11 protein-coding genes are annotated in these 11,983 nt (G+C 60.2%); all 11 read right to left on the reverse strand.

The window, feature by feature from the left end:
* Nucleotides 1–23: 23 nt before the first annotated feature.
* Nucleotides 24–1,274, reverse strand: a complete 1,251-nt coding sequence (locus tag ACP90_RS19375; RefSeq protein WP_062489448.1) for a bifunctional alpha/beta hydrolase/OsmC family protein — start codon at nt 1,272–1,274, stop codon at nt 24–26.
* A gap of 139 nt (nt 1,275–1,413) precedes the next feature.
* Nucleotides 1,414–1,899 (reverse strand): cytochrome c-type biogenesis protein, encoded by a 486-nt coding sequence (locus tag ACP90_RS19380; protein WP_062489450.1) that lies wholly within the window; start codon nt 1,897–1,899, stop codon nt 1,414–1,416.
* 4 nt (nt 1,900–1,903) lie between these two features.
* Nucleotides 1,904–3,889 (reverse strand): heme lyase CcmF/NrfE family subunit, encoded by a 1,986-nt coding sequence (locus ACP90_RS19385; RefSeq protein ID WP_062489453.1) that lies wholly within the window; start codon nt 3,887–3,889, stop codon nt 1,904–1,906.
* Nucleotides 3,890–3,923: 34 nt separating this feature from the next.
* A complete protein-coding gene (gene ccmE / locus ACP90_RS19390; RefSeq protein ID WP_055658701.1) occupies nt 3,924–4,373 on the reverse strand; it encodes a cytochrome c maturation protein CcmE in 450 nt (149 codons plus the stop codon).
* Between the two features lie 62 nt (nt 4,374–4,435).
* Nucleotides 4,436–5,569 carry a c-type cytochrome biogenesis protein CcmI gene (gene ccmI / locus ACP90_RS19395; protein WP_062489455.1) on the reverse strand — a complete coding sequence of 378 codons (1,134 nt, stop codon included), beginning with the start codon at nt 5,567–5,569 and terminating at the stop codon, nt 4,436–4,438.
* Nucleotides 5,570–5,727: 158 nt separating this feature from the next.
* Nucleotides 5,728–7,209 (reverse strand): hypothetical protein, encoded by a 1,482-nt coding sequence (locus ACP90_RS19400; protein WP_062489457.1) that lies wholly within the window; start codon nt 7,207–7,209, stop codon nt 5,728–5,730.
* Between the two features lie 150 nt (nt 7,210–7,359).
* A complete protein-coding gene (locus ACP90_RS19405; protein ID WP_022997833.1) occupies nt 7,360–7,797 on the reverse strand; it encodes an RT0821/Lpp0805 family surface protein in 438 nt (145 codons plus the stop codon).
* A gap of 249 nt (nt 7,798–8,046) precedes the next feature.
* Nucleotides 8,047–9,474, reverse strand: coding sequence for an ATP-binding protein (locus ACP90_RS19410; RefSeq protein WP_286145691.1), 1,428 nt, complete (start codon nt 9,472–9,474; stop codon nt 8,047–8,049).
* Nucleotides 9,464–10,132, reverse strand: a complete 669-nt coding sequence (locus ACP90_RS19415) for a response regulator transcription factor (protein WP_022997835.1) — start codon at nt 10,130–10,132, stop codon at nt 9,464–9,466. Before ACP90_RS19415 ends, ACP90_RS19410 begins: the two co-directional genes overlap by 11 nt.
* 79 nt (nt 10,133–10,211) lie before the next feature.
* Nucleotides 10,212–10,466: a PepSY domain-containing protein gene (locus ACP90_RS19420; protein WP_022997836.1), complete on the reverse strand. Its 255-nt coding sequence runs from the start codon at nt 10,464–10,466 to the stop codon at nt 10,212–10,214.
* A 128-nt stretch (nt 10,467–10,594) separates the two neighbouring features.
* Nucleotides 10,595–11,890, reverse strand: a complete 1,296-nt coding sequence (locus tag ACP90_RS19425; RefSeq protein WP_062489461.1) for a glycosyltransferase — start codon at nt 11,888–11,890, stop codon at nt 10,595–10,597.
* Between the last annotated feature and the right edge of the window lie 93 nt (nt 11,891–11,983).

Raw genomic sequence — 11,983 nt, forward strand, 5'->3', positions numbered from 1 at the left:
CCGCCTCCCCGCTTCCAGTCAGATCACGCCTCTGCTTTGTCGGGCGACACTTCCCGAGTCACCACCGCAGCGCCCGCTTCCAGGGTGCGATGAACAGGACATTTGTCGGCGATCTCCAGAAGCCGGGTTCGCGTTGCTTCGTCAAGGTTGCCTTCCAGCGTGATCAAGCGCTCGAACCGGTCGATCTTGCCGTTCCGCGACTTCACGCTTTCCGAACACTCTTCACAATCGGCCGCGTGCACCTTCCCGTGCAGAACACGAGTGCCGATCCGTTCGATATCCAGCCCCTTGCGTTCAGCATACATGCGCAACGTCATAACCGTGCAGGCCCCGAGTGCGGCGGACAGATATCCATAGGGCGACGGGCCGCTGTCGAACCCACCGACATCCTTGGGTTCGTCGGCAATCATCCGGTGTACGCCGCTCGTGACCATGATCTGAAACTTGCCCTGGCCGGTCTCCACCACTTCAACACCATCCTTTGCTTCGTCGCCGGCCTGTTCCGCTACCGGATCGAGATAACGCCCGACCCAACCGGCAATCACACGTGCCGCATAGGCCGCGTCCTGGCTCTTTGAAAGAAGATGGTCGGCCGTATCGAGCGACACGAAGCTCTTGGGATGCATTGCGGCAACGAAAATGTTGGTGGCATTGTCGATACCGACAACCTCGTCGAGCGGGGCATGCATCACGAGAAGCGCCTTGCCGAGACCCGCGACCTTGTCACGAACCGACTGGGCTTCCAGATCGTCCAGGAACTCCTTGCGAATGGTAAAGTTGCGCCCTTCGAGAGAAACCTCTCCTTCGCCCTGCTCGCGGATCGTCTCTTCCACCCCCTTGAAGCTTCGGATCACATGATCCGCGTCGGAGGGAGCGCCGATCGTCACGACGGCCCGCACTTCGGGAATGTCGGCGGCAACGGACAGAACCGCGGCGCCGCCGAGCGAATGGCCGATCAGGAGCTGTGGAGCCTGATAGTTGCGGCGCAGATAATCTGCTGCCCGCTTCAGGTCTTCGATGTTGGAGGAAAATCCGGTTGAGGCGAAATCGCCGCCGCTGCCGCCGAGGCCGGTGAAATCGAACCGGAGCACGGCAATCCCCTCTTGTGAGAGCGCACTGGCAACGTGGCGGGCGGCAGCGATATCCTTGGAGCAGGTAAAGCAGTGCGCGAACAGGGCGAAAGCCCTGATCTTGCCAGACGGCAGATCCAGCCGGGCCGCCAGACTTGCGTCGTGCGCGCCGTCAAATTCCAGTTTCAGCGGATGCTGTCCCATTCTTCTGCCTCCATGCGTTCACTCGGCCACAGGTAAGCACACCTGCCCGTCATGCAAGTCACGCATTGGTGTGAACACAGTGACCGCAGATCTTGAACGGTATGCAGCTGGTGAGACCGAAAACGAACGGCCGGAAGTGTCAGTCGGCCTTGTCCAGCAGCGCCTGCAGCCTACGCTCCTCTTCCGCGGTCAGCTTGGGAGCGGAGACATCGTTGGCAGCAGCGCGATTGCGAGCACGCTTGCGCAGGGCTGCAACAATAGCAATCAGCCCCGCAATGAGGGCAACGGGGCCCGCGGCCCACAGAACGATTGTGTGCCAGGCGAAGCGGGGCTTCAGCAATACGAATTCGCCATAGCGGGACACAAGGTAATCGATCACCTGCTCGTCACTGTCGCCGGCGACCAGTCGCTCGCGTACCAGGACGCGCAGATCCTTGGCCAGCGGCGCGTCGCTGTCATCGATGGACTGGTTCTGACAGACCATGCAACGCAGTCCAGCTGACAGTGCCCGGGCACGGCCTTCCAGTACCGGATCGTCCAGAACTTCGTCGGGCGCAACGGCAAGAGCGGGTGCGGCAAGCAGGCTCACACAGAGCAGCAGGGCAAGAAATACACGCTGTATCATCCGGTCACTCCGCTGCTGCCACACTTTGCTGACGTTTGCGGGCCGGTTTCGGAGCCCCCACGCGCAGCCGCCTGTCGGCAATGGAGAACACCGCACCGAGGGACATGATCACACAGCCAATCCAGATCAGGGTGATCAGCGGCTTGAAATAGACGCGCACGTCGACAGCGCCATCGCCGCGCCCTTCACCGAGCGAGAGATAGACCTGCGAAAACCCTGTCGTATAGATACCGGCTTCCGTTGTCGGCATCTGGCGCGCCGTGTAAATGCGCTTGGAGGGGTCAAGCTCGGCCACCAGGGTTCCGCCCTGACGGATGGAGAAGTGACCGACTTCTTCAGTGTAGTTCGGACCCCGGCGCGGTGCGGCGCCTTCGAAGGTCATCTGGTATCCGGCAAGTTCGACAACATCGCCCGGACGCATTGTGAGGACACGTTCTTCCTGAAACGCGGACGCCGTGACAATGCCGAGAACAGTAAGGCCGATGCCGAAATGGGCAGTGGCCGTTCCCCACGCAGATCCCGGCAGGCCAACAAGACGGGCAAACCCGCGCGTGAAGCCTATTTCGAAGAATTTGACACGGGTCACGATTTCGGAAATTGCACCCGCCATGACCCAGACCGCCAGCCCGACACCAAGCGGCGCCAGCACCTTGTCCATGCCCCAGGCCCAGTAAGTGACCAGTGTCAGCAACAGGGCAAGACCGAAAGCCGCGTAAAGACGCTGGCAGGCCGCCCCAAGATCAGCCCGTTTCCAGGACAGGATCGGACCGAAAGGCACTGCGAGGAGCAGCGGCACCATCAGGGGACCGAACGTCAGGTTGAAGAAGGGTGCACCGACTGAAATCTTCTCGCCAGTGACGGCATCAAGCACCAGCGGATAGAGCGTGCCGACAAAGACGGCTGCACAGGCAGCGGTCAGGAACAGGTTGTTCAGCACCAGACCGCCTTCCCGGCTGATGGGTGCGAACAAGCCCCCCTGCTTCAACATCGGTGCACGCCAGGCGTAAAGGCTGAGCGATCCGCCGATGAAGATGCACAGAAGGCCGAGAATGAAGACGCCGCGGGCCGGGTCGGTGGCAAAGGCATGAACCGAAGTCAGGACGCCTGAACGCACCAGGAAGGTGCCGAGAAGCGACAGGGAAAAGGTGAAGATCGCCAGCAGTACTGTCCAGACCTTCAGCGCCTCGCGCTTTTCCATGACGATTGCCGAGTGCAGCAGAGCCGTGCCCGCAAGCCAGGGCATGAAGCTGGCATTTTCGACCGGATCCCAGAACCACCAGCCACCCCAGCCAAGTTCGTAGTAGGCCCAGTAGGAGCCCATCGCGATGCCGAGCGTGAGAAAGCACCAGGCAAGCAGTGTCCAGGGCCGCACCCATCGTGCCCAGGCCGCATCGATACGGCCGAGGATAAGTGCAGCCACCGCAAAGGAGAATGTGATGGAGAAGCCGACATAGCCGACGTAAAGCAGAGGCGGGTGAATGGCGAGGCCGATGTCCTGCAGGATCGGGTTCAGGTCAGACCCTTCCAGCGGAGGATTTGCAATCCGGGTAAAAGGGTTGGACGTTGCCAGCAGGAACAGGACAAAACCTGCAGTAACCCAGCCCTGGACGGACAATGTCACCGCTCTCAGGTCGGCCGGCAGGTTGCCCCCGAAGACGCCAACAAGAGCACCGAAGAAAACCAGGATCAGCACCCACAGAAGCATCGAGCCTTCGTGGTTTCCCCAAACGCCGGTGAACTTGTAGAGCAGGGGTTTTGCCGAATGGCTGTTCTCGACAACGTTCAGCACCGAGAAATCGGAATTGAGATAAGCACCCGTCAGCACCACAAAGGAAAGAAGGACCAGGAGAAAGAGCATCACCGAAACCGGCGGCGCCACCGCCATCAGGCGTTCATCCTTCTGGAGCGCCCCCCAGATCGGCAGAACGGATTGGACAAGTGTCAGCGCGAAGGCCAGCACAAGTGCGTAGTGTCCGAATTCGACAATCATGTCCGTTCCTCTTCCTCACCGGCACTGCGAACAATCAGTTCGCGTTGCCCTCTTCACCTTGCCAGTGTCCCTGCGCCTTCAGCGCTTCGGCCACTTCCTTGGGAATGTAGTTCTCATCGTGCTTGGCCAGCACACTGTCCGCAACGAAAACTCCGTCCGAACCGACGACACCCTCGGTCACCACGCCCTGCCCTTCCCGGAACAGATCCGGCAGGATGCCCTTGTAGGTGACGGCAACCGTATTGGCCGTGTCGGTTACACGGAAGCTGACTTCGGCATTGTCGGAGCGCACGACCGAGCCTTCCTCGACCAGGCCACCGAGCCGGATCCGCTGACCGGGCGCAACGCCGTTCTGGGTGATTTCGGTCGGGCTCTGGAAAAACACGATCTCGCTTCTCAGCGCGATCAGAATCAGCGTCAGGGCAATGGCCAGAACCGCGCCAGCCGAACCGATAAGGGTCAATCGTCTTTGTTTGCGTGTCATCAGCGAAGCGTCCGATTTTCAATTCCCCGGCGCAACTGCGCCGCCTGCGGCAGGTCTGCCGCTCAACCGTCAGTTAGACCAAGCTGGCTGGCAGCGTCCTTGATCATGGACAAGTCCTCCGGCTTGTCCGCATATGCCGACAGCGCCTCCTCAAGAGCCTTTTCCGCATCCTGTTTCTTGCCCAGAACCATATAGGCACGGATCAGCCGGTTCCACTCCTCCACCGATCCGCCTTCCGTGGACAGACGCTCGGCAAGGCCGGCAACCATGCCGGCGATCATGGCTTGACGGTCATCCGCGGCCATTTCGCTGGCGGCAGCAACCTCCTCCTGGGACGGTCCCGGCAAACTGTTGCCGACCGGTGCGCCGCCTGTCAGCCGGGCCATTTCCTGACGCGCGGCCCCAACCCAGGCTTGGGTCTCATCAGCGCCCTGAAGGAGAGCCTGCCAAGCGGCAATCGCGTCTTCCTTGCGGCCTTCCTGGCCAAGCGCCAGTGCGAGAAAGAATCGTGGTTTTACGGCTGCGGGTTCCAGCGACACGGCCTGCTCGAAAGCGGCGCGGGCATCGGCTGTTACCAGCCCCTGGTTTGCAATCGTCAGGGCTTCACCCATATCGGTGAGCCAGGCCTGGTTCGGCCCGAGAATGCGGATTGCGTTGGAATAGGCTTTCGCAGAAGCCTGAGGCTGACCGAGCGACAGGTAGACCGGAGCAATGACTGCCCAGCCTTGTCCATCTTCCGGATTTTCCGCCAGATGACGTTCAACACGGGCAACCAGCAGATCGACGGATTGTTCTTCCGCCGGTGCGCTCAGACGGCTGAGCAACGGCTGGTCGGGAAGATCGGGAGAGCCAAGGACAAGATAAAGTCCGAAAGCTGAGGCTGGCACCGTCAGCAGGGCCAGCCCCTGCGCAAGCTTGAAGCTTCCCCCCTTGGAGCCGTCCAGTTTTTTGCTGTCGCCCCTGTCGTGGGCTGCAAGCAGACGGCGCGCGATTTCCGTTCGCGCTGCCTCGGCTGCTTCGGCGTCTATCAGGCCCCGTTCGAGTTCCGTCTCGATCGCCGCAAGCTGCTCGCGATAAACCGCTTCGTCCGCACGCGCCGGTGCATCCTCCTGATGGCGCCGTGTGCGCGATAGAGGAATAAGTACCGACAATGTCGCAACCCCGGTCAACAGGGCAATCAGGATCCAGAACACCATGGCCGCACTATAGACAATTCAATGCGGACAAAAGCAAGGTGGCTGGGATGTGACCGGCGGTCGCGGCGCAAACAAATCGGTGAATGAGGCCAGACCTTCAAGACCATTGCGGCAACCGGCTTTGCAATACGCCGACTTCGAAGGCCTAGCGGGAACCGTCAGCGCCGGCCAAGCGCATTGGCGACCAGTTTGCGTTCCGGACTGGGGCCGGAACTGGCATCGGCCGCGTTCTTGCTCGCTTTTGCATAGGCGGATTGCCGACTGCGGCGCAGCTGCGCGGCGTAATCCGTGCCGAAATAGATCTCCGACAGCATGATGGCGACGTCGGCTGCGGCAATCTGCGCCTCCAGCGCAGATCCCTTGGATTTGCCAAGATCGGTGATCAGAGAACGGGTCAGGATTTCAAGCGTCTGTTCGACTGCCTGGCGTGTACTTTTGCCGATCTCGTTGACGGCGAAGGTCTCGGAGGCGTTCCGAACCATTGCGACTACGCGCAACGTACGCACGGCGTCATCAATCGCGATCTGGTCGATCTGCAGTTTGCCGTCCTTGTCGAATTTCGGCACCTGCAGAGCGCGCCGCACACTGCTGTGGGCGCTGTTCAATTCCCGGGTGACGACACTGGAGATGCTGCGTTTGGTTTCCGCCAGACGTTTGTGCCACCTTCCAGTGACCGAGAGATCCATGTCACGTTCAACGCCGCGGACCAGCAAGTGGTACTCCGACAGCGCCTGAGAAAAGGCCACCGGGTCCGGATTGTTGTTGCGATGTTCGAACGCCAGGATCTGCAGGCGTTCGGCCTCGCTCATGACCACATCAACAAATGGTGCGAACTGCGAACGAGCAATCGCCTTGGGGTCAGGGTCGCCTGCCAGACGTCCGGCGAAGGCACACAAGGCCGAAGGCATGTCCGAGCGGTCTACCAGCGCGGCGGCGATCACCGGAACATGGTCGGGAAACCGTGCGGTGCATTTGTCGACGAGACGCAGCACCTCAGTATCCTGCTTCAACCGATGCTCGTTGATGCGATCCGGTATGTTCTGCAGGAACGGCACCAGCCAACGTTCTGCCGCAAAGATCTTCTGAATGTCCCTGACTTCGGAGATACCGCGTTCGCCGCCAAGTTCGATTGCCATTCGGCGCTTGTCTTTGTCGGACGTTTCCGCGCGGCGCAGCATATCGCCGATGGCGTCCACGGCACGCGAGCGCAGCGCCTGCACCAGGGCATCCACACGCTCACCACTAACGGCAGAATTTCCGGCCTGTTCCAGCACGAGGCGAATGTCGGCAGCCATGACATCACGACCGAGCCAGTTCCAGACACGGTCGAGAATGCCTCGCTGGATTCGGCCCTCCTGCCGCTGTGGCAGCATTTCGTTGATCAGAAAATCATCCAGCGGTGTGAAGAACATCCGCTGGATCTGATTGCGTCGCTGAGCGCCGCCCGGCATGCTCGGTGCAACCGGTTGCGGTTTGCGAATAAGTGCCACGGCTGCGGCAAGAACGAGCTGGATATGCGGATCGGCGTGTTTTTGAACCTTGGCGCGTTCCAAATTGCGGACCAGAGCCTCAACCGCCTTGGGGCTCAGACTACGCAAGTAGGTTTTGATTTTGGTTTCAAGCTGGTCCGAATATGTCATTCACAGCGTCAACATCGCGATCCTAGTTACCGCGAGTTTAACGTTAGAAGACTTAAGCAAGTGTTGAGAATAAATACCGGGAACTTAAAGGGCTTCGGACAGCATCACCAGGACACTGTCTCCCTTTGAACCTTTTCCGCGCCGGCTGGTTCAGCCGATCACCTGCCAGGCACCCTGGTCGGTTTCACACGCCGTGCCGCGCGCCTGCAAGGTGCGGCCCTGGAGAACCATCTCGTGCGTAAACTCGCGGCAGCTGGTCTCATTGACGAAATAGACCGGTCCGGGACGAACTTGACCGCTGCGGCCGGTACGCTCGTTCTGCCAGGCAACCGAAACCCCAAGGCCACGCGCGCGCAATGCCCTGGTCTGGGCATCTTCGGCTGCCTTGCGGTCAGACGGCTCAAGCGCGTCACCGAACTCGTTGTTCACCAGCACCGAAATGGCCGTATTCGCTTCCGAGCCGGAAACATTCGCATTCGGGTCACCGAAAAAGGACCCCCAAGTGTTGCTGTCTCTCGACCCGGACGTCATGGAGCAACCTGCCAAAGCAAAGGCAAGAGCAAGACACGAGGCACCGCGAAGACGCATTCTTGAAAGCTCCAAGTTCTTCGAATTTCAACCAGAAGCAGCTGAAATCCGATTGCTGACCATTTTCCAAAGGCTAGCGCAAAATGACTGCACTAGAAGGCGTGAAACCGGCGCAAACCGGTCGATGAATCAGTGTTATTTTCAATTTGTGGCCGAACTTGGCCACAACCGTGTCTTTGTTTCCGCTATTTGCATCACATCCTATCACAGTCCCGCAAGGGCGGCCCAAGCGAACGTTTGGTAAATCCCCTATTCCTTGCTGAGCGCCGGAAGCACCAGACGTGCCTTCAGGCCTCCGAGCGAGGAACTTTCAAGATCGAAGGTGCCGCCGTAAAGGGCGGCGAGATCGGCTACGATCGACAGGCCAAGACCTGTTCCCGGCACGGTTTCATCCAGACGCCGACCGCGCTTGATGGCTTCGGCGCGCTGTTCAGGCGTCAGTCCGGGACCATCATCCTCGACCGTGATCGTGAACATGTCCCGGTTCGTGGCCGGATCGTTCAAAGGGGCCACCTGCACCCGCACCTTCGAACCTGCCCATTTGCAGGCATTGTCGATCAGGTTGCCGCTCATTTCTTCCAGGTCCTGGCTTTCGCCTCGAAAGCGGATCTGACCAGACTGCGCGAAACCGACATCAACGCCTTTGTCCTGATAGATCTTGCCCATGGCCCGGATCAGACGGGCAAGAACCGGCTCGGTCTCGCATGAAACACCGATGACCCGCCGCTGCGCCGCCATGCGGGCACGCTCCAGATGATGCTGGATCTGGGTAGACATGATCGATGCCTGTTCGGACACCTTGTCCGCCAAGGGGCCGCCGGACGCTCTTGCCTCGTTTGAAATGACAGACAGTGGGGTTTTCAGACCGTGTGCAAGGTTGCCGACGTGGGTGCGTGCCCGCTCGACGATTTCCTTGTTCGACACGATGAGCGCATTAAGTTCCACCGCCAGCGGCGCGATCTCGCGCGGCAGGGCCTCGTCAATGCGTTCGGCCTCACCCTGTCGAACGGCCGAAAGCGACGCACGCAGGCGCGCAAGCGGCCGCAAGCCGAATTTCACCTGCAGGAAGATCGCCAGAATGAGCCCGAGCCCGACAATGCAAAGCGTGATGGCCACAAGCCGCGCGAACTCGAAGATATCCGCCCAGAACCCTGCTGTTGCAGCGCCGACGGCAATTACATAGGCCGCGTCTTCAACGGTAATTCTCTGCTGGAGTACGCGGATTTCATCACCGGTCGGCCCGACGATAAACCCGGCATTAGCGTCGTCCTGCCCGATCGGCGGCGTGTTCAGCGGATCCCCCACCAGCGACTCCGATGCATAGAGGATCGACGGGCTGTCGGCGCGTCGAACCGTCCAGTACCAGCCGGACAGCGGCAGGGAGAACCGAGGATCGCCGCGGTAGGTCGGCGCAGTCAGGGTTGCAGTCGCCTGGTCAGTACTGGCATCTGCATTGGTTGCCAGCATTTCGGCAATCAGTGCCTTGATATGAACCTCGAGCTGGGCGTCAAACGCCCGTTCGCTCGCTCTTTCATAAAGGCTCACCAGGAACACCCCGGCGATGGCGAGCGCGATGGTGGACCATACAGCCGCCACGAAGACCAGACGTGCGGCAAGCGACCGCTGAGGCCGGTTCACGGGCCGGCCGTCCCCGTTGGCAGAGGTCTCAGGTGTCACTCGCCGCTCCCAGGCGGTATCCGAGCCCTCGGATGGTTTCGATCATGTCCGAGCCGATTTTCTTGCGCAGACGGCCGACGAAGACTTCCACCGTGTTGGAATCACGATCGAAATCCTGATCGTAGAGATGTTCGGTCAATTCAGTCCGTGAGATCACCTTGCCCTGGTGATGCAGCAGATAGGACAGCAGCCGGTATTCATGCGAAGTCAGCTTGACCGCGCTGCCGTCCACGGTTACCCGGCCGGATCTCAGATCCAGCCGCACCGCACCGCAAGTGAGTTCGTTGGAGGCATGCCCGGCGGCCCGGCGCACAAGCGCACGCACACGGGCAAGCACTTCCTCCATGTGGAAAGGCTTTGCGACATAATCATCGGCACCGGCGTCGATCCCCGCAACCTTGTCCGACCAGCGGTCGCGCGCAGTCAGGATGAGGACCGGCATGGTGCGCCCGTCGCGGCGCCAGTTTTCCAGAACGGACAGTCCGTCGAGCGACGGCAGGCCGAGGTCAAGCACCACGGCGTCATATGGCTCGGTGTCGCCAAGAAAATGCCCGTCCTCGCCGTCCGTCGCACTGTCGACCACATAGCCGGCCTCTTCCAGGGCGGCCACCAGCTGGCGGTTCAGATCGGTATCGTCTTCGACAACAAGAATGCGCATGAAATTCAACTTTATGACTGATGGAGTCGGAACCAGATCAACCAACCGAAAGCCGGCAGGAAGATGTCGCTTCTAGCAATTACCTGTTGGCGTTGACTGTGACAGTTGTCACCTTGCCACCCTTTAGGACCGACAACAGATAGACGTATCCTCCACCCTGCTGGCAAAGCTGGGCCTTGACGATTTCACCGCCTGCCTGCCCTGCAACCGCCCCAAGCGGGGCGGCCTTGCCGCTGGCCACGGCTTCACGGGCCTGCGACTGGGACAAACAAGCGGCTTGCGCCGGCGCAATGACGGCGAATGTCAGGATCAAAAGGGCAAATATCTGTTTCACGTGTCCGATTCCGGTCTGCTCACGAGGTCATGCGCAAGGTGTAATCAATTTCACCTGAACGCAAGCTGAACCGGTTGTTTGGATTTCTTCAGCTGCCCTTCTTGCGGCGGCGTCCTTCCGCCGCCTTGTCAGCCCAGCGCCACTTCGTCCGTCTGCAGGTCGTCGTAACGGCCCTTGAACTGCTCGAACACCTGCAGCGTCCGCCGGGCGATCCCTGTCCAGCCGAACACGCGGCGTGCGAAGCGAGCGCCCTCCACCGAGAGGGTTTCGCGCATCCAGGAGTATTGCATCGGCATGTTCAGCATGGCCGCAAACTCTTCTGGTCGCTTGGGATCGGCCACCAGCGCATGTCGGCCAAATTCGATCTGGTCGAACAGGCCACCGTGAATCGTCACCACAGTCGGCGTTCCGCAGGCCATCGCTTCCACGGCGGTCATGCCGAAAGGCTCATAGCGGGAGGGAAGTGCGAAGATACCTGGACCACGATAGAAATCGGCCAGATCTTCATCCGCGACATACCCACGCCAGCTGATGGCATCGGACACGCCCAGGGAAGAAGCGACTTCCTTCCATTGCGCGAGCAGCGCCTTGTCGCTGTCCGAATTGGCACCGGCGGCAAGCACAAGGCGTGCGCCGGGCTGCAGTTTCAGGAGGCTCGGCAAGGCTTCGATGATCAGGTCATAGCCCTTGTTTTCCGCTGCCCTGCCAACGACGTAGATATCCGTTTCCTTGAAATCGTGCTTCCGGCGTGCTTCCGCGACAACATCCGGTGTTGCGGGCGTAAACCGGCCTTCATCGATGCCCGGCGGGATCATGGTGATATGCTCACGCGGCAGCTGGTATTGCTCGACGATCAGGTCCGTTTGCTGCTCGGTCGTCGCGATGATGTGGTCGCAGTTGCGGTAAAGAACGAATTCCTTCTGGATCCGCTCCTTGAAGCGGTACCCGGCCATCTCTTCTTCACCCGCTCCCACCATGTCGTGTTCTTTCCACCAGCCAAGGGAGTGCGGCGTGTGGATGTGCGGAACCTGCAGCTCCTCGGCGATTTTCTGGCCGGCGACGCCTGCATCCCAGTAATGAGAGTTGATCACGTCATAATGCAACTTGCGATGACGGATCATCGCCAGCGCATTGGTGACGAAGTCACCGTACCAGTCGTGCATGTCCTCCTTCCGGATGAAATCGGATCCTCCGAAAGGAACGCGCACGACGCGCAGGTTTTCATTGATGATATCCTCGGCCGGCTGGTCTTCGAACTGGCGCGTCATGACATCGACCCTGTAGCCGAGCCGCGCGAACCGTTTTGCCAGCTCCAGTACGAAGACCACCTGGCCGCCCGTATCCGGTTTACCCAGTTCCGGCGATCCGGCCACGTAACCGTGCAGCGAGATCATCAGAAGGGAACCGATATTTTGCTTGTTCATGTGTCGTTACCTTGTTCGTGTGTCTTGATCTCCATCTACCCAGGCGTTCTTTTGCTCTTTTTGCTCATCGGCCCGCCGACGTTGCAGCAGGCA

Origin of the sequence: Labrenzia sp. CP4 (assembly GCF_001579905.1) — a bacterium.
Lineage (GTDB): Bacteria > Pseudomonadota > Alphaproteobacteria > Rhizobiales > Stappiaceae > Roseibium > Roseibium algicola.